We start from the raw sequence: 18,693 nt of genomic DNA, 5'->3' as shown, positions 1-18,693 counted from the left end.
CGCCTACGTTCCTCTCCCACCCATTCTGGCGAAGCGATGGTCAAATTGCGTCGCCTCCCGCAGACCCCACGAGAACCTAAGCATTCGGAGCCTGTGCCCGACCGTAACCGTTGTGCCAGCGATTATTGGGAAGGGGTGCAATTGTGAACCTGAATTGAACCTGTATACAGATAGCTGAACATTTCCAATAACAACGCTGCGCCTTTTTCCCAAAGCGGCTGAGAGTAACACGTCCTCGACAGAAAAACCGTTAACCGTATGTTTCAAAGCGTCTACCGAATTCTTTTTCAGACTTACCATTTTCTTCACTTCGCGAACGGGGGAGAGAGGCTTCCCCACGTTGAGTAGCGCGATGCGTCGCGCGTCCCCTTTATGGAGTAAAGGAGGTTTCTACTATGAACGGATTGGTGGTCATCGTCATTGCTGCGGTGGTCCTGGCCATTGGCTATCTTGCGTATGGTCGCTGGCTTGCAAACTCCTGGGGGGTCGACGCCGAGGCGCTGACGCCCGCCAGGCGCATGGAGGACGGCAAGGACTTCACGCCCGCCTCGCGCTTCACCGCGTTCGCTCACCAGTTCTCGTCCATCTGCGGTGCCGGTCCCGTCACGGGAACCATCGTCGCGATGGCGTTCGGTTGGGTGCCGGTCATCCTGTGGGTCCTCGTCGGTGGCGTCTTCTTTGGCGCAGTCCACGACTTTGGCGCCCTCTACGCGTCCATGAAGAACAACGGCAAGTCTCTCGCCCAGCTCATCGAGAAGTACATCGGCAAGACGGGCCGCCGCCTGTTCCTCCTCTTCAGCTGGCTCTTCTGCCTCATCGTGATTGCTGCCTTCACCTCGATGGTCGCTGGCACGTTTGCGACGAAGGTCGCGGCGGACGGCTCCGTGGACATCGCCGGCTCGTTCGCCAACGGTGCGGCGGGCACGATTTCGCTGCTCTTCACGCTCTTCGCGATCTTCTTCGGCTGGTTCTGCCGCAAGTTTGATCTCAAGGGCTGGAAGCAGTTCGTGGTTGCCGTCGTGCTGATGTTCGTGATGTTTGCGGTCGGTATGCGCTTCCCGATCTACCTCGACGCAAACGGTTGGATTGCCGTGACCATGGTCTACCTGGTCTTCGCCGCCGCAATGCCCATCCAAACCCTCAAGCAGCCGCGTGACTACCTCACCACCATCATGATGGTCACCATGATCGTCTCCGCCGTCCTCGGCATCATGGTCATGGGCTTCAACGGGCAGGCAACCATGACCGCGCCCGCCTTCACCGGGTTTGCGACCAAGACCGGCTCCACCCTGTTCCCCGTCCTGTTCGTCTCCGTCGCCTGTGGCGCGCTCTCCGGTTTCCACAGCCTGGTCTCCTCTGGCACCTCCTCCAAGCAGGTCGAGAGCGAGACCGACGCCCTCCCCGTGGGCTTTGGCGCCATGGTGCTGGAGTCCTTCGTCGGCGTCATCGCCATCGTCGTCGCCGCAATCATGTACGGCGAGATGAACACCGCCGGGACCGGCTCCCTCAACGCCGGCGTCGCCTCCACCCCGTTCCAGATCTTTGCCGCGGGCATCGCCAAGGGCATGACCATGTTTGGGATGGACAAGACCATCGCCACGGTGTTCATGACCATGTGCGTCTCGGCCCTCGCACTCACCTCGCTCGACGCCGTCGCGCGTATCGCCCGCGCCTCGTTCTCCGAGTTCTTCGCCAAGTCCAACGACGCCCTCGCCGCCTCGCAGGAGAGGACCGGTGCCATGAGGGTCGTCGGCAACCCCTGGTTTGCCACCGTCGTGACGCTGGTCGGCGGCCTGTCGCTCACCTTTGGCGGCTACCTCAACATCTGGCCGCTCTTTGGCGCCTCCAACCAGCTCCTTGGTGGCATGACCATGATCACGCTCGCCGTGTTCTGCAAGTGCACCGGGCGCAAGGGCTGGATGCTGTACGTTCCCGTTGCGTTCCTGCTGTGCTGCACGTTCACCTCGCTGGTGCAGTCCATCATCGGTTGCGTCACCGCCATCTCGACCTACGGCCTGTTTGGCATGATGCCGGGCTCCACGGCGGGCACCATGGTCTCCGTTGCTGCGACCTCCGGCCTCCAGCTCGTGTTTGCCGTGCTGCTCGTGGCGTTGGGGCTGATCGTCTCGTACAACTGCCTCAAGGAGTTCTTCACCAAGGAGGCAGGCTCCATCCCCGACGAGGAGCCCGAGTGGACCGAGATGGGCCGCGAGCACGTTGCGCGCGATGCCGCGGAGGCGGCAGCGGCCACTGCGTCTCCCGTGGATGCGTAGCGCCCGCGAAGGTTCTAGAGAATGACGACGCCCCCGCCGGAATGGTTCTGGCGGGGGCGTCTTGCTCTCACGTGCGATTTGCTCGGGCGGCGCGGCCCGGTGGGCCTTGATGCCGGCGGAAGCCGCCCGGGGAATGTGGCCGAGCGCCTCTCGCTTAGTAGTGCCTGCCGTAGCGACCGGCGGAGATGCCCCTGCCACGCGACCGCGAGCCACTGAACATGGTGCGCTTGGGCTTGGTGGTGGACCTGCCGGGGTTGGGGACGATGCGCGAGGAGTCGTAGTCAAAGCCCGGCTGGTCCCACACGGGTATCAGCTTGTGAGTGAAATACTCGATCTCGCGCAGCGGACTGATCTCGTCTGGCGCTACGAAGGTGTACGCGTGGCCGGCCGCACCCGCGCGCCCGGTCCTCCCAATGCGATGGACGTAGTCCTCCGGGTCCATGGGGACGTCGTAGTTGACCACGGCATCGATGCCGCTCACGTCTATGCCGCGGCTCATCACGTCGGTTGCCACCAGCACCTGCACCTTGCCGTCCCTAAAGCGCTCGAGCGCACGCTCGCGAGCCTTCTGCGGGCGATCCGCGTGCATCACGTCCACCTTGACGCCCGCCGCCTTGAGGTACGAGTCAAGGTCATCCACCCTGTGCTTGGTGCGGCAGAACACAAGGACGCGCTCCGGCGCCTCCCCCGCCGCCCCGCCCGTCCTGAGCAGGGTCTCGAGCAGCTGGGTCTTCTGGCCCTGCGTGACGGGGCACAGGTGCTCCTCAACGGTGTCGGCGGTTTCGCCTATGCGTGCGATCTCGATTTGGACGGGGTCGCGGAGCATCGCGTCTACCGTCCCCTTGATCGACGGTGGGATGGTGGCCGAGAAGAGCAGCGTCTGCCGCTCGCGGGGAAGCGCCGCCACGATGCGTCGGACGCTGGGCCAAAAGCCCATGTCGAGCATGCGGTCCGCCTCGTCGAGGACGAACACCTTCACGTCGTCGAGGCTGACGTGGTCGTGCTCCATGAGGTCGATGAGCCTGCCCGGTGTGGCGACCAGCAGGTCGCATCCCGCTTCGAGCTCCCTTATCTGGCGGTCGAACTTGGCGCCGCCCATCACGACCACGGCTTTTTGGCCGGTGTGGGAGCAGACCACGCTCACCACGTCCTCGATCTGCTGCGCGAGCTCGCGGGTGGGGGTCACCACCAGGGCGAAGGGTCCAAAGGGGCGGGCGTTGGGGTTTGCCTCGCGGCTGTCGCCCGACGCGGCCTTGCGCTCCTGTCCCGAGGCCTTGCCGCCCCCACGCCTGCGCCTGGACCGCTTGCGCTTTGCGGGAGCCGGGGCGGAGGACGCTTGCCCCGGGGCGCCATCAGAGGGGGTTACGGCATGCGAGACGCCCTTGCCCCTCTCCCCCGTTGCGGTGCCCTTTTCGGCCGCCGCGTCCGCCTTTGCCTTGTGGTGACGGCGGCGGGCGCGGCGCTTGGGCTGCGACACGCCGCCGTCGCCATCCACGTTCGCGGAGACGGACGGTCCCCCGGCCACGTCGTCGGCAATTACCTCGGGGCCGTTGGGGTTGGGCGGGACGTCGTCCCCAACACCCTCCTCGTCGGCACTGGCTTGGAGCCGTGACGCCACGCCCGCCTTGGCGCGGGCATCGCGCGAGTACGGCTCGATTACCTGCAGGACCGGCAGCGCGAAGGCGGCCGTCTTGCCCGTTCCCGTCTGGGCGGAGGCTATGACGTCACGCCCCGCCAGCACCTGGGGGATGGCCTGCGCCTGGACGGGTGTTGGGCTCTGGAACCCGAGGGCGCGCACGCCCTCCAATATGTGCTCGTTTAGCCCGAGCTCGGCAAATGTCGTATCCATACTGGTAAGTATGCGTCAAGGTGGCGTCCCTGCCAAACGAGAGTGGCGCGTAGCTGCGGATTCTTTGGCTGGCAGCCCGATGGGAGGGGATTCTGGCGACTCTCGCTCGCGTCCGTCTCCCTCAGCCTTGCGCAAAGCTGCTACCCTGAGACCTGCGAGCCGGTCATAGGGCAGACCGCAAAGTGGAGGGGAGCCAACGGCGCCATGTGCTGGAACGGGACGCGCATAGGCCTTACGCAGCGAATGCGCTAGCGCCATGCCGCCATGCGCGGCGTGGTGCACACCATTGCCCCGTCAGTTTCCCGCGCACGATCGCACGTGAGGAGTTTCCATGCCAATCAACATCCCAGATGGCCTTCCCGCCAAGAAGATCCTGAGGCAGGAGCGAATCTTCGCCCTCGAGGAAGAGGCGGCCACCAAGCAGCAGATCCGTCCGCTCCGCGTGGTCATCCTCAACCTCATGCCCACCAAGATCGAGACCGAGACCCAGATCCTCCGCCTCATCAGCAAGTCGCCCCTTCAGGTGAGCTGCGACTTCATGCGTGTGTCCACGCACGAGTCCACACACGTGAGTCAGGACCACCTGGTCAAGTTCTACGACACGTTCGACGCGTTCGAGGACAAGAACTACGACGGCATGATCATCACTGGGGCGCCCGTGGAGCACCTCGACTTCTTGGAGGTCGACTACTGGGACGAGCTGTGCCGCATCATCGATTGGTCTCAGGAGCACGTGCTCAGCACCATGTTCCTGTGCTGGGGAGCCATGGCCGGGCTCTGGCACCTGTATGGCATCCACAAGAGGCTCTTGCCGCACAAGCTCTTTGGCGTCTTCCCCCAGCGTCTGCGCGACGAGTACAGCTTCCTCACCAACGGGTTTGACGAGGTCCACTACATGCCGCACTCCCGCCATGCCGCGATCGACGCGGGGGAGCTGCGCCTCCATCCCGAGCTCCAGGTCCTCTCGGAGGGGTTCGAGAGCGGTCCCGCCATCATTGCCACGCGTGACTTCCACGAGGTGTACGTCACCGGGCACTTTGAGTATGGGAGAGACACGCTGGCATCCGAGTACTGGCGAGATTTCAAGAAGGGCATGCCCATCCGCCTGCCCGAGAACTACTTCCCGGACGACAACCCCGAGAACCAGCCCATCTTCACCTGGCGCGCCCACGCCAACCTCCTGTATCGCAACTGGCTCAACTGGGTTTACCAGATGACGCCCTACGAGCTGGAGAAGGTCCCCCAGACCATCGCGTCGCTCAAGGCGGACTCCGATGGCATGGTCGACAAGTTCGAGTCGTAGCGTCCGACCCGTCCCGGTGCGAGAGGTGACCACATGACCAGGCGTCCGACGGCTCACGAGGGGTTTGACGACGAGCCCCTGACCGAGGAGCTCCTCGAGGCCCTGCGCAGGAGTGCCTCTCCCGAGGAGTACCTCGACCAGGTGGACCTGCCCAACCGCGACCTCCCCGGCTACCTCTTCGCGCTTCTGGACGCGAGCGGTAAGAGCCGCGCCGCCGTGGCCGACGAGTGCGGCATGGGGGCGAGCTACGTGTACCAGATTTTTGCCGGGGAGCGCACCCCCACGCGCGAGTTCCTGCTGCGCATCGCCTTCTGCCTGGGGTGCGACTTGCGCCAGGCGCAGCGCCTGCTGCGGCTTGCCGACGAGGGCGCGCTGTGGCCCAAGCGCCGCCGCGACGCGATCCTGATCTTCTGCCTGGAGCACGGGTACGACCTCCCGCGCGCCGACGCGGAGCTGTATCGCCTGGGGGAGAGGACCCTCACCCCCGAGAGGGGCTAGCCCATGTCGGGTGACGACGCCTCGGGGTCCGGGCTGCTGCACGCGCTCGAGATTGACGACTCGTTCAGGACGGAGCGGGTCCTTGGCACGGGTGAGACGGGCAGGACCGAGCTGGTGAGCCTTCCGCACGGTTCTCCCATGGTGCGCAAGCGCATCGCCTGGCCCCTGGCGAACCCGGAGGCGTTGGGTGTGCTCCTTGGCATCGACCAGCCGCGCCTCCCTCGCATGGTGTGCCTGTATGCAATGCCCAACGAGCTCGTGGCGGTCTACGAGTACGTGGAGGGAGAGACGCTCGCCGACCTGGTCCAGCGGGAGGGCCCGCTGGCGCCCGGGCGTTCGGTGGGGCTCCTCGCGCAGGTGGGCGAGGCCGTCGCCGCGCTTCACGCCCGCGGCGTGGTCCACAGGGACGTGACGCCGTCCAACGTGATCGTGGCCCAGGACGGCGCCCACCTGATCGACCTGGGCATCGCACGGGTGCACAGCGACGGTATGCTCCGCGACACCACAACGCTGGGAACGGTGGGGTATGCCGCCCCCGAGCAGTTTGGCTTTGCCCAGACCGATGCCCGTTCGGACGTGTACTCCATGGGTCGTCTCCTCCAGTTCATGCTCACGGGAAGCCACCCCAGGGATGCGGGCTCGCTCGTCGGGCTTAGCGATGCGGGCGTGCCCGCCTCCCTGCGGCAGGTCGTCGCCATCGCATGCGCGCTGGAGCCAAGCGCCAGGTACCAGGACGTTGGGGAGCTGGTCGCGGCGGCGCGTGACGCGCTCGTACGGGGGCCTGTCGAATCTGCGGTGGTATCGATGCGCCCCGGCGCGTCAGCTGCCGAGCAGCCCGAGCCGTCCACCCCGTTCGACCGCGTGGGGCCAGACGCCTCGGAGCCGCGGGCCGCCTCGGCGCCAGCGGAGTCCATCGCCGCGCCCGCGCGGCCATCCTCTCTCGCCCATGAGGCGGATGCCGTCGAGCCCGTTGCGCCCCTCTCGTTCACCACCCCACGCCACCGCCATCCGGCGGGCAGGGGAGAGGGGCGCTCGCCCCTCCGCCGATGGCTCACCCTCTGGCAGTCCTATCCCGCCGAGGTCCGCTCGCTCATGGCGCTGCCGAATCATCCGGGCAAGGTGGTCTCGCTCGTCTCGCTCCTGGCATGCGTTGCCCTCGCTGTCGCCTTCGCGTGCTCCTCCGTGGCCCAGTCCCTTGCGATGCCGGCGCCGCTTGCCGCTCCCACCCTCGTGGTGCTCCTGGGAATCTGCGCCGACGTCGTGGCGATTCCCCTGGAGTGCATGGGTTGTGCGCTGGGAATCGGCCGATACGAGGGCTGCCCCCATAGAACCCGCGGCCTCGTCGTCGCCGCCTTGGCTCACCTTGCCGCGCTCTGCCTGCTGACTCTCGCCGCCGCACTGGCCTACGCCATCGCCATCGCCGTCGCGTAGGGCAATTGCCGGCATCGCCGGTCGCCAGAACTCCGCTCCCAGTGGAAGTTTTGCCTCAGCTCCCCAAATACCATCGGGTGCACGGCCCGGAGGGGCAAGGCAAGCACGAAGGGAGAGCGCCATGAGGAGAAGTGCGGGAAGCGTCGTGCTGGGGGTGGCCCTTGCTGCGTCAATGTCCCTTGGACTCGCGGGGTGCGGTGGCTCGGGGGAGTCTGCGGGCGGCGCGGATTCTGCGGCAAAGGCGGACTCCGCCGCCGAGCAGGCAGCGCCAAAGGAGCAGCAGTCCGTCGCCGTGACGGTCGATGGCGCCCAGATGGCTACTGACTACCAGGGTAACCCCTGCGTCGTGGTCACCTACACCTTCACCAACGTCTCGGACAAGGACGCCCAGGCATTTGATACGGCCGCGTATTCCGAGGTCTACCAGAACGGCGTTCAGTGCGACCTTGCCATCTGCGACTCGGTGGATGGCAACTCCGCGCTCACCAAGGTGCAGGCGGGAAACTCCACGCAGGTCCAGCTGGCCTACAGCGTCTCTGACACGTCGGACGTCGACGTGAAGGTCTATCCCATCGTCAACCTCGACAACACGACCCTTGCCGAGAAGACCTTCACGCTCGCATAGGGAGGACATCGTGAAGAGGAACAAGCTCCTGCTCGTCGCCCTTGTCCTGGGGGCGCTCTATCTGGTCTACAGCCTCGTCTATTGGAGTGGGGCGTCCACGTCGGGCTCGGGGGCGGAGGCTGCCGGCGCGCTCATGGCGACCGCCCTCGTGATGCCCCACCTGGTGGCGGTCGTGGTGGCAGTGGTGTTCAATGCCCTCGCATTCGCGATGTCCAAGCGACCGTTCGCGCTCGTCGCCGGCATCATGTATGCCGTGGCGATGGCGCTCTTCCCCATCTACTTCTTCTTCGTGCTGGTGCAGATGATCCTGTGCTTCGTGGCGTTCGCAAAGATGAAGGGGGAGAGAAACCCCAGTGCCAGCTAGGAGACTCGTCCCGACGGCCGCCAGTGCCTCTCGCTTGACGGCGGACTTCCTTCGAGCCAGGACTCCCAGGAGGAGTCGACTCAGGGGACTGTGTTGTGGGCAGGGGAGCACACCCTGTGCGCAAGGCTGGTGCGAGTGCCTCTGGTAAGGCTGCGGCTGCCGCCAATATGGTTTCCAGCGTGTGGTGCTTAGAAGACCCGGTGCCAGTGCGAGTCGCGAACGGAGGTTGCTTAGAAAACCCGGTGCCCGTCCGGAATCTGGGGGATCACATCCGTGCGGGCACCGGCGAGGCTAAGCATTTCGTCCCAAAATCGGTGCAGGCACCGGTGAAGTTAAGCGTCGCCGTCGCGACACTTGTGCGAGCACCGGTGAGACTAAGCATCGAGATGCCGACCGCCGGGCAGTCGTCGACCGGACTACCTGGGACCGGTGATCTCCCTGATGCGCGCGAGGACCTCGGTACGCCTGGGGCGAGGCAGCGGGATCTGGGTTCCGTCGGACATCGAGAGCGAGTCCTCGTTGAACGAGCGTATGTAGCGCGGGTTCACGAGGTAGCTTCGGTGTGCCGCCAGCAGCTCGGGAAACTGTCCCAGTGCATCTGTGATCCCCATTCGAGCGTCAATGTCCTCGTAGGTGGTGCGGACGAGGCATCGCTTTCTTCTCGCCTCCACGAACACGACGTCGGAGGAGGATACCAGGTGCATGGTTCCGTTGGCATCGCGCAGGGGCACCCGGTGCAGGTTCGTCTCTGCCGCCACGCGCTCGTCCAGGTAGTGCTTGGCCATTCGCCCGATGGCGTTCGCGAACGTCTCGCCCCGGGCAACGGCAAGCTCTCCGCGCGGGTGCGAGATGTAAAGGGACTTGACCACCAACCGGTCGTCGACGAGCTCCCAGTTGACTTGGGTCCTCTGCTGCACCTGCAGGAAGATGGGCGCACCTGCGTCGGTCGTGACCAGGTAGCGGCCGACGACCGAGAGGGCACGGCCGCAGTTCTGCACCACCGTGAATTCCACGTGGGACATGTGGCAGGGAACCAACTCCCGCAGGTTCGCCTTGAGGTCGGCTCGCATCGCGTCGATGCCGCGCATGTAGCGCTCCTGTTCGGGCATGACCCACATGATGTCATCTGCCGCGAGCGAGAGAATCGGCTTGATGTCCAGCTGCCAAAAGCGGGCGATCGTCTCGTGCGTGAGGCGAAGCGCCTCGGCCTCGAGCCTTCTGTTCATAGTGTCACCGCCAATCCGTCGGCACCGGGTCGCATGGCATCCCGGCGCATGGAAGCACCCCCAACACCCACAGTTCAAACAGGTGAGAGGGAAAGCCGCCTATTTTGTATTTGAACGATGGATGTCCGCGAGGTCGACCGGGGGCCACGAACGCATCTGCGTGGTCCTCGCGGAAGATGCCCCTAAAGGAGCGTGTGGTGGGAGAACGGCAGGTCTAGGGACGAGTCGTACACGCCGTAGCTGTGCTCGCCATCCTTGGGGATTCCCACGCTGCCCGGGTTGAAGACCCAGCACCCGGGATGCGTGGAGCTCGCCATGTTCACCCGCTTGTGGGTGTGGCCATAGACCAGTGCAGACCCCTCGGGGATCTGGGGCCAGTTGTCAACGCTGTTGTGGACCCCGGGCCCGTACACGTGGCCGTGGGTGAGGAACAGCTCACGGTCCCTGTCGGGGTCGTAAAGCACGTTGTACGTGGCCATGCAGGGGAACGAGAGGACCATCTGGTCCACCTCGGCCTCGCAGTTGCCGCGTACGGCGATGACGTCGTCTGCCAGCGAGTTGAGCATCGAGATCACGCGCTTGGGGGCGTAGTCTCCAGGAAGGTCGTTTCGTGGGCCGTGGTACAGAAGGTCGCCCAGCAGCACGACCCTGTCGGGTTGCTGCTCGTCGATCGCCCGCAAGAGGCGCTCGCACCAGTCCGCCGCTCCGTGGATGTCGGATGCGATGAGAAGGCGCATGTGTCTCTCCCCTTTCGTGGATGCGTGTGTGGGGCGAGGCTGTCTCGCCCGCGCCACACGATGGTGCCACAACCAAGGCTCGCGGTGGTGCGATCGTTGTGGAGCAGGCGCCGACTCCATGGCACCTCTAACCTCGGTGGGAGGGCCAATTGCGGGCACTTAGGGAACCTATAATCTCAGCCTCAAAAAATCTATTAGTGTCAGACTTAGATAATGTATAGAATCGGAGCGCATGGGAAAAATAGCAGACGTAAAGAAAGGCGCGAGGCGGCAAGGGGCCGTTGGCAGCCGGCAGCCGCCGGAATCGCGCGCAGGCAGAAAGGACTCACACCATGGCAAAGATTCTGGGAATCGACCTTGGTACTACTAACTCCGCGATGGCGGTTCTGGAGGGTGGCTCGCCCACCATCATCGTCAACGCCGAGGGCGACCGCACGACCCCGTCCGTGGTCGGCTTCCGTCCCGACGGCGACCGCATCGTGGGCAAGGCGGCCAAGAACCAGGCAGTCACCAACCCCAAGAACACCGTCTTCTCCATCAAGCGTTTCATGGGCCGTCGTTACGACGAGGTCACGAGTGAGCTCAAGACCGTCCCCTACAAGGTCAAGGCGGGCACCGGTAACCGCGCGGTCGTCGAGATCGATGGCGAGGACTTCACGCCCGAGCAGATCAGCGCAATGATCCTCTCCAAGATGAAGGAGGACGCCGAGAAGTATCTGGGCGAGAAGGTCACCGACGCCGTCATCACCGTCCCCGCATACTTCAACGATGCCCAGCGCCAGGCAACCAAGGACGCCGGCAAGATCGCGGGTCTCAACGTCAAGCGTATCGTCAACGAGCCCACCGCCGCGGCGCTTGCCTACGGCCTCGACAAGAAGGGCATCGACCAGAAGGTTCTGGTGTTCGACCTGGGCGGCGGCACCTTCGACGTCTCGCTGCTCGACCTCGCTGACGGCGTCGTTGAGGTCCTTGCCACCAACGGCGACAACCACCTGGGCGGCGACGACTGGGACCAGCGCGTCATCGACTGGATGGCCGACAAGTTCCAGCAGGAGAACGGCATCGACCTGCGCAAGGACCCCATGGCGCTCCAGCGTCTGAAGGAGGCGGCGGAGAACGCCAAGAAGGAGCTCTCCAGCGCCCAGCAGGCAGACATCAACCTGCCGTTCATCACCGCTGACGCCAGCGGCCCCAAGCACCTCAACTACACGCTCACCCGCGCCGAGTTCGAGCGCATCACGCGCGACCTTCTCGACCGCTGCAAGGAGCCTGTGACCAAGGCCCTGCGCGACGCCAACCTGCAGATTTCTGACGTCAACGAGGTCATCCTGGTCGGCGGATCCAGCCGTATGCCCGCCGTGCAGGAGCTTGTCAAGCAGATGACCGGCAAGCAGCCCAACATGTCCGTCAACCCCGACGAGGTCGTTGCTGACGGCGCAGCCGTGCAGGGCGGCGTCCTCACGGGCGACGTGTCCGGCATCCTGCTGCTCGACGTCACCCCGCTGTCGCTGGGCGTCGAGACCATGGGCGGCGTCATGACCAAGATGATCGACCGCAACACCACGATCCCGACCTCCAAGACCGAGGTCTACTCCACGGCGGCCGACAACCAGACCTCCGTCGAGATCAACGTTCTGCAGGGCGAGCGCGAGATGGCGAGGGACAACAAGTCGCTCGGCAAGTTCAACCTCACCGGCATCCCCGCGGCGCCTCGTGGCGTGCCCCAGATCGAGGTCACGTTTGACATCGACGCCAACGGCATCGTCAAGGTCACCGCAAAGGACAAGGGCACGGGCAAGCAGCAGCAGATCACCATCTCCGGCTCCACCGCGCTGTCTGACGACGAGGTCGACCGCATGGTCAAGGACGCCGAGTCCCACGCCGAGGAGGACAAGAAGCGCAAGGAGGACATCGAGGTCCGCAACCAGACCGACTCTCTGTGCTACAGCACCGAGCAGACGCTGAAGGACCTTGGCGACAAGGTCTCCGAGGACCAGAAGAAGGAGGTCCAGGCGGCCATCGACGAGACCAAGAAGGCGCTCGACGGCACCGACATCGATGCCATTAAGGCAGCTGGCGAGAAGCTGCAGGAGGCCAGCCACAAGCTTGCCGAGGTCGTGTACTCCGACGCCCAGGCCCAGACCGCGCAGGCGGGCGGCCAGCAGCCCAGCGGCAGCGCCAGCAACGGCGACGACGTCGTGGATGCCGACTACGAGGTCGTTGATGACGACAAGGACAACAAGTAGCGGTCGTGCGACCGTCACGGGCCGTTGAATGAACGCGAGAGGGGGCGGCCGCAGGGCCGTCCCCCCAGGACTATCCCGAGGAGGGTGACGTGAAAGTGCCGATCGAGGTCAACGATGACAAGAGGCCCGACGACAAGGAGGGCGAGGGGGTCTCTCCTGCGACCACCCCTGAAGAAGACGAGGCCGCTATGGTCGAGGCCGCCAAGCGCGCGGGCGAGAAGGCGGCGGCCGACGAGCTCAAGGTCGACGTGGAGAAGGTACGTGCCGAGAGGGACGACCTGCAGAGGAAGCTTGATGGCGTCGAAAGGGAGATAGCCGACGCCAAGAAGGAGGCTTCCGAGTCTGCCGACAGGCTCGTTCGTCTCCAGGCGGACTGGGACAACTACCGTCGCCGCACCGCCCAGGAACGCCTGGACGAGCGCGAGCGTGCTGCGGAGAAGCTCGTCACCAACCTGCTTCCGGTGCTCGACGACATGGAGCGTGCGACCGAGCACGCGGCGAAGGGCGCCGAGGGCGATGAGAACCTCGAGCAGTTTGTGAAGGGCATCGATGCCGTGCATGACAAGATGCTCTCGATTCTGGGCAAGGAGGGCGTCGAGGTCATAGACCCCAAGGGTGAGCCCTTTGACCCCCTGGTCCACCAGGCGGTGGGTCGCGAGGAGAACAAGGATGCCTACGACGAGACGGTTGCCCAGGTGTACCAGCGGGGCTACCGGATGGGTGGCAAGGTCATCCGCAACGCCATGGTCACGGTGACTTACGGAGGCCCGAAAAGGCCCCAGCCCGAGGAGGGCAAGGACGCCTCTGACGGCGGGGACTCGGAGAAGGCCCCTAGCGGCGACGGAGACGCGAAGTAACGGTCAGTCAGCGCGCCCGGGCCAAACGGTTCGGGCGCGCGCATGTGAAAGGAGGCGTTAGCTTCTCATGGCTGGAAAGCGAAACTACTACGACGTGCTTGGTGTGAAGCGTGACGCCACCCCCGACGAGATAAGGAAGGCGTTCCGAAAGCTCGCCGCAAAGTACCACCCCGATGCAGGAGGGGACGAACAGAAGTTCAAGGAGGTCAGCGAGGCGTACACGACCCTCTCCGATCCCCAGAAGCGCAAGGAGTACGACCAGCTGCTGATGTTTGGCGGCATCCCCGGTTCCGACTTCGGTGGCTCCGGCGGGCGCAACCGCACGGGCTACACCTACACCACCAACATGGGTGGTGCCGACTGGGCGGACATCTTCGACAACATCCGTGGCGGCGACGGCGCCTTTGGCGGCTTTGACTTCTCGTCCATATTTGGAGGGCAGCCCGGAGGGGCGCGCGCGACCAACCGTCCCGTCAAGGGTGGCGACCTCACGATGAGCATCGAGATCGGTGCCGACGAGGCATTCAAGGGCGCGCAGCGCAAGGTCAGCTATACCATCCCGTCCACGGGCGAGCGCCAGTCCATCACGGTGAAGGTGCCTGCCGGCGCGGTCGACGGCGGCAAGCTCCGCTACCGCAACCGTGGCGAGTACGGCGTGAACGGCGGAGCGCGCGGTGACCTAGTCATCACCACCAAGGTCCAGGAACACCCGCTGTTCAAGCGTGATGGGGCGGATGTTCGCATGGAGCTTCCCGTGAGCGCCTACGAGGCGGCGTTGGGTACCAGCGTGAACGTTCCCACGCCCGACGGCACGGAGGTCCGTCTGAAGGTCCCCGCTGGGACGCAGGATGGCAAGACCTTCCGGTTCCGTGACCTCGGTGCCCCCGACGTCAAGCACAAGGGCACCCGTGGCGCGCTGTACGTGAAGGTGAGGGTGAAGGTCCCCACGAGGCTCTCGGCAAAGGAGCGCGAGGCGCTCACCGCGTTGCGCGATGCAGACAAGCGCGCATACAGGAAGGACGTCGACCGCTATGGCGCATAAGGAGGGCGAGGGCAAGGACAAGCCCCTCTACATGATCAGCGTAGCCGCGGAGCTCACGGGGATGCACCCCCAGACGCTGCGCGTCTACGAGCAGAAGGGGCTGGTGAACCCTGGCAGATCGCGAGGCAACACCAGACTGTACTCGCAGCACGACATAGAGCGGCTCAACCTCATCAGCAAACTCACTGATGAGGGCATCAACCTTGCTGGCGTCGTCCGCATCCTTGACATGAGGGAGCGGGCGGAGGAGCGCGACCGCGAGATCGACGAGCTCAGGGCAAGGGTACGCGAGCTCGAGGACGAGGTTCACGAGTTCAGGATGAGGGAAAAGATCACGGCCCTCGCGCGCTACGACGGGTCGAGTCCCGAGCAGGTCATGCGCGGCCTCCTCTCCAGTGGAAAGGACCACGACGCCTGAAGCCGCTGGCGTCTCCCCATGGTGGTTGTCGCATAGGCGAGCCCCTCTCCCCAATGGTGTGGGAGAGGGGCTTTTGTGTCTGCCGAGCGAGAGGCGAAAACACATTGTCGGCTGGGGTGCCCCCAGACGGCAATTGGCTACTCGCGAAGCAGCTTGCGGGCAAGCTCGATCTTGTGCGCAACCGAGAGCTGCTCCATCTGCTCCCGTACCTTGTAGCTGAGGCCGGTCACCTTGGCGACCTTGTCCAGGCGGTAACGCACGGTGTTTGGGTGCTGGTCCAGGGCGCGTGCGGCCCCCTCGATGGAGCAACCGGCATCGCAGTAGGCGGCGAGTGTCCCCATGAGGTCCGAGCCGGTCTCTGCGTCGTGGCTGCGCAGCGGCTCGAGCACGTCGCTTGCGAAGTCGCGCATCTCGGGGCGGTCCGCACATGGCAGGAGGACACGCAGGACTCCGAGGTCTGCATACCGCACGGTGCCCCCGCCGCGCCTTCGCGCCACCAGCGCCGACCGCCGCGCCTCCAGCACGGCATGATCCATCTCGCCCAGGTCGAAGTGCGTCTCGCTGATGCCCACCGAGGCCGAGACCTCATGGTCGAGCACCCCTGCCCTGAGCACGCTGACCATGTCGTCCACCTGCCCCCGGTTACTGATCGCATCTGAGTCGCCGCTCGTCACGTAGAGCAGACCCTCCCCATATGGCGCGAACAGGTTGCGGAGGCCTGAGAGCTTGCTCTCGTAATAGCGGGAGAGCGCCTGGGCAAAACCCGCCTGCGACAGGGGCTCCGCGATGTAGATGACCACGTGCTCCTCGCCAAAGCTGGGGTTCAGTCGCAGCGCGTGCTCGCGGACCCGTTGGGGCGGAGTGTCGTCTTGCGTCATGATGTCTAGCTCGTTCTGCGCGAACGAGGCGTCCGCAAGCTCGGTCACGCGTCGGTCGACCTGGGCGATCACCGTGTCGAAGAAGAAGCCATCTCCGCTCGTCACAAATAGGGGGAAGTCGCGCGCATTTGCGTAGCGCACGGCGGAATCCGGAATCTCGAGATGGAGGACGTTCTTGATAACCAGCCCGCTGACGCCCCTGCCAACCAGGTACTTTATTGCCTCGCCGATGAGCCATGGGTCGTCCCTCGCATAGAGGAAAGTGCTCAGCACCAGCTGGTCGGGCTCGAAGTTCACGCGCTGATAGCGCGTCTTGAGGCCGGGCATGAGCTCGTAGTCAAGGATGCCGACCTGGCCAATCGCGCGAGAGAGTCCGCCCTTGCCAGCGATGAGGCGGACGCTTTCTGCGTACGAGTTCAAGAAGTCAGACACGGTGTATATCATGAGTGCCCAAAACCTAACAAAATCAGATAAGACAATTGTACAAGAACACAATAAGCATGGGATAAATGGTAACGAACCGATGAATATGAGATAGAACAGTTCAAACAGATTGTAAATCACCACAAAACAGAACCCTCGAAAGTACACTTACGCACGCGTAGAGTCATCGGCATACGAGGTGCGGGCAATGGGGCCCGCGCGACGGGCAGGCCGGAAACAGGAGCCCGTGACAGAACGGATGAGCACATGGCGCAGATCAGGGTTCTCTCGGCGGATGACATCTCGAAGGTCCTTTCCGTGACCGATGCGGTTGCGGCGGTCGAGGACGCATACCGCCAGAAGGCAGGGGGCGAGGGTACCGCATGGCCGATGGTGTACGAGCAGTTTGAGCCGGGCGTTTCCGACATGGATATCCGCTCGGGCGAGCTTTCCGCGAGCGGGCTCTTTGGTCTCAAGCTAACGGCATGGTTCTCCCGCAACCCGAGTCGTGGCCTCCCGGAAATCTATGGCACCACGCTGCTGTGCGATGACACCACGGGCGCACCCCTCGGTCTGCTCAACGCCTCCGCCATCACGGGGCTGCGCACCGGCGCGGCTGCCGCACTGGGCGTCAAGTGGCTGGCTCGGAAGGATGCCCGCAACCTGATGGTTGCCGGCGCGGGCCACATGAGCACCTTCGTGGTGGCGGCGACCCTTGCCGCCTGCGAGTCGATTGAACGCGTCGAGGTCTGGGACCCCCGCAAGGAGGAGGCGCCGGAGTCCCGCGTGGAGCTGATGCGCGAACAGGTGGCACAGATTCTCTCCCAGGCGGGCGTCGAGCGCTCCTACCAGATCGTCGCGGTTGCGAGTGGGGAGGAGGCCGCTCGCAAGGCGGATGCGATCATCACGGTCACCCCGGCGACCGAGCCAATCATCCAGGCGGAGTGGGTGAAGCCGGGCACGCACATCTCCGCCGTTGGTGCCGACATGGAGGGCAAGCAAGAGCTCTCCTCCAAGCTGGTCAGCAGCGCCCGCCTCTACGTGGATGACCGGGCACAGTCGATCGCGTCCGGCGAGCTCGAGGTTCCCGTGAGCCAGGGGGCCATCACGGCGGATGACATCGTCGCCGAGCTGGGCGAGGTCATTGCGGGCAAGGCTGTTGGACGTACGTCCGACGAGCAGGTTACGGTGTTTGACACCTCCGGCATCGCGGTGCAGGACCTGGCTGCCTCCCGCATGGCGTATGACCGTGCGGTCGAGCGCGGCCTGGGGACCACGGTGGAGTTCTAGGTTCCGGCTGCACTCGAGGGAATCTGACGCATGAATGACGGGCGCCCGCGCCCGGGACGGAGGACAGCATGAAGATCAAGGACTTCAAGGTCGAGCAGTGGATGAACTCCTGGGAGACCAAGTGCAAGTACAACGTTGCGGAGACCTGTACCTACTCGATTTCGCTCGATGAGTTGTTTGAGCTGTGCGAGGGCTCGGCCGACGCGGGACGCGCCGCGCGCGACGCCTTCCTGAACGAATTCTGCGCTCGCCGACTGACCTATGGCGACATCGAGGGCAACCCCAAGTTCCTCGAGGGCATCTGCGGCCTGTATCAGACGGTCCAGCCGTGTCATGTGATCCCTACGCACGGCGCCGCCGGAGCAAACCACCTGGTGCTCACGACCCTTTGCGAGCCGGGTGACCATGTGGTCTCGGTTATGCCCACCTACCAGCAGCTCTATTCGATTCCAGAGATGTGCGGCGCCAAGGTCGACATACTGCACCTCGAGAAGGAGCGGCACTACCACGTTGACGCGAAGCGTCTCGACGAGCTCTGCGGGAGTGACGTCAAGGTCATCTGCATCAACAACCCCGATAACCCCACTGGTGCGCTCCTCTCGGAGGAGGAGATTCGCAGCATCGTGGAGGTGGCCAGCAAGCATGACGCGTGGCTCGTGTTCGACGAGGTCTACCGTCTGCTGGTCCAGGACAGCGACGCCTTCACCACGTCGCCGATCGACCTGTACGAAAAGGCCGTGGTCGTGAGCTCCATGTCCAAGGTATGGTCCATGGCGGGAATCCGCCTGGGATGGTGCATCACGAAGGACGAGAAGCTGCGCCACGACCTGCTGAGCCACCGCGACTACAGCCTCATCAGCTGCGGGCTCTTTGACGAGGAGGTCGCTGCGTACGCACTTGCCCATCGCGATGCCGTCCTAGAGCGCAGCCACCGCATCGTCCGCCAGAACCTGAACGTTCTGCAGGAGTGGGTCGACTCCGAGCCGCACCTCTCGTTCGTGAGGCCGGAGGCAGGAACGACCGCCCTCGTGTATTACGACTACGACATCGACTCCTACGACTTCTGCGTGGACATGGTCCAGACCACCGGGGCGCTGGTCACTCCGGGCGACGCCTTCGAGGAGCCTCACAGCATGCGCATTGGCTACGCGTACTCGGACAACCCTGACAACTTGCGCAAGGGCCTTGCGGCAATCTCCGCGTTCATGCGCACGCTGGAATAGGGGTGCGTAG

Annotated in this window: 16 protein-coding genes; 12 read left to right on the top strand and 4 right to left on the bottom strand. The window is 64.6% G+C overall.

The window, feature by feature from the left end:
- The first annotated feature begins 395 nt into the window (after positions 1-395).
- On the top strand, positions 396-2,273 hold the full coding sequence (locus FYJ68_RS00305; protein ID WP_154433342.1) for a carbon starvation CstA family protein: 1,878 nt from the start codon (positions 396-398) through the stop codon (positions 2,271-2,273).
- Between the two features lie 154 nt (positions 2,274-2,427).
- On the opposite strand, the gene FYJ68_RS00300 is transcribed toward FYJ68_RS00305, so the two are convergent.
- A complete protein-coding gene (locus tag FYJ68_RS00300; RefSeq protein WP_154433341.1) occupies positions 2,428-4,122 on the bottom strand; it encodes a DEAD/DEAH box helicase in 1,695 nt (564 codons plus the stop codon).
- 331 nt (positions 4,123-4,453) lie between these two features.
- Between FYJ68_RS00300 and FYJ68_RS00295 the strand changes: the two genes are divergently transcribed.
- The 5 genes from FYJ68_RS00295 to FYJ68_RS00275 all read left to right on the top strand — a co-directional run bounded on the left by FYJ68_RS00295 (position 4,454) and on the right by FYJ68_RS00275 (position 8,343).
- On the top strand, positions 4,454-5,425 hold the full coding sequence (locus FYJ68_RS00295) for a homoserine O-succinyltransferase (protein WP_154433340.1): 972 nt from the start codon (positions 4,454-4,456) through the stop codon (positions 5,423-5,425).
- Between the two features lie 33 nt (positions 5,426-5,458).
- Positions 5,459-5,923 carry a helix-turn-helix domain-containing protein gene (locus tag FYJ68_RS00290; RefSeq protein WP_154433339.1) on the top strand — a complete coding sequence of 155 codons (465 nt, stop codon included), beginning with the start codon at positions 5,459-5,461 and terminating at the stop codon, positions 5,921-5,923.
- 3 nt (positions 5,924-5,926) lie between these two features.
- Complete coding sequence (locus FYJ68_RS00285; protein ID WP_154433338.1) at positions 5,927-7,354, top strand: serine/threonine-protein kinase; 1,428 nt, start codon at positions 5,927-5,929, stop codon at positions 7,352-7,354.
- Positions 7,355-7,475: 121 nt separating this feature from the next.
- Entirely contained in the window at positions 7,476-7,979 is a 504-nt protein-coding gene (locus FYJ68_RS00280; protein ID WP_154433337.1) for a DUF5067 domain-containing protein, read from the top strand.
- A 10-nt stretch (positions 7,980-7,989) separates the two neighbouring features.
- Positions 7,990-8,343, top strand: a complete 354-nt coding sequence (locus FYJ68_RS00275; RefSeq protein WP_229771924.1) for a hypothetical protein — start codon at positions 7,990-7,992, stop codon at positions 8,341-8,343.
- A 416-nt stretch (positions 8,344-8,759) separates the two neighbouring features.
- Here the strand turns inward: FYJ68_RS00275 and FYJ68_RS00270 are convergent, their stop codons facing one another.
- Positions 8,760-9,569: a LytR/AlgR family response regulator transcription factor gene (locus FYJ68_RS00270; protein WP_154433335.1), complete on the bottom strand. Its 810-nt coding sequence runs from the start codon at positions 9,567-9,569 to the stop codon at positions 8,760-8,762.
- Between the two features lie 182 nt (positions 9,570-9,751).
- Positions 9,752-10,306: a phosphodiesterase gene (yfcE, locus tag FYJ68_RS00265; protein ID WP_154433334.1), complete on the bottom strand. Its 555-nt coding sequence runs from the start codon at positions 10,304-10,306 to the stop codon at positions 9,752-9,754.
- 281 nt (positions 10,307-10,587) lie between these two features.
- On the opposite strand from yfcE, the gene dnaK reads away from it, so the two are divergent.
- The 4 genes from dnaK to FYJ68_RS00245 all read left to right on the top strand — a co-directional run bounded on the left by dnaK (position 10,588) and on the right by FYJ68_RS00245 (position 14,869).
- Positions 10,588-12,552: a molecular chaperone DnaK gene (dnaK, locus tag FYJ68_RS00260; RefSeq protein ID WP_268233747.1), complete on the top strand. Its 1,965-nt coding sequence runs from the start codon at positions 10,588-10,590 to the stop codon at positions 12,550-12,552.
- 89 nt (positions 12,553-12,641) lie between these two features.
- Entirely contained in the window at positions 12,642-13,409 is a 768-nt protein-coding gene (gene grpE / locus FYJ68_RS00255) for a nucleotide exchange factor GrpE (protein ID WP_326832134.1), read from the top strand.
- Positions 13,410-13,476: 67 nt separating this feature from the next.
- Complete coding sequence (locus FYJ68_RS00250; RefSeq protein ID WP_154433332.1) at positions 13,477-14,451, top strand: DnaJ C-terminal domain-containing protein; 975 nt, start codon at positions 13,477-13,479, stop codon at positions 14,449-14,451.
- Positions 14,441-14,869 (top strand): heat shock protein transcriptional repressor HspR, encoded by a 429-nt coding sequence (locus FYJ68_RS00245; protein ID WP_154433331.1) that lies wholly within the window; start codon positions 14,441-14,443, stop codon positions 14,867-14,869. The genes FYJ68_RS00250 and FYJ68_RS00245 overlap by 11 nt, the downstream gene beginning before the upstream one ends.
- Positions 14,870-15,006: 137 nt before the next feature.
- Here the strand turns inward: FYJ68_RS00245 and FYJ68_RS00240 are convergent, their stop codons facing one another.
- On the bottom strand, positions 15,007-16,191 hold the full coding sequence (locus FYJ68_RS00240; protein WP_154433330.1) for a PucR family transcriptional regulator: 1,185 nt from the start codon (positions 16,189-16,191) through the stop codon (positions 15,007-15,009).
- 246 nt (positions 16,192-16,437) lie between these two features.
- On the opposite strand from FYJ68_RS00240, the gene FYJ68_RS00235 reads away from it, so the two are divergent.
- Complete coding sequence (locus FYJ68_RS00235; RefSeq protein WP_154433329.1) at positions 16,438-17,460, top strand: ornithine cyclodeaminase family protein; 1,023 nt, start codon at positions 16,438-16,440, stop codon at positions 17,458-17,460.
- A gap of 68 nt (positions 17,461-17,528) precedes the next feature.
- A complete protein-coding gene (locus FYJ68_RS00230; protein ID WP_154433328.1) occupies positions 17,529-18,683 on the top strand; it encodes an aminotransferase class I/II-fold pyridoxal phosphate-dependent enzyme in 1,155 nt (384 codons plus the stop codon).
- Positions 18,684-18,693 lie beyond the last annotated feature (10 nt).

This window comes from Olsenella porci (genome assembly GCF_009695875.1).
In the GTDB taxonomy this organism is placed as follows: Bacteria; Actinomycetota; Coriobacteriia; order Coriobacteriales; family Atopobiaceae; genus Olsenella_H; species Olsenella_H porci.
The sequence above is the reverse complement of the archived record's forward strand: the minus strand, read 5'-3'. Positions and strand labels throughout refer to the sequence as shown.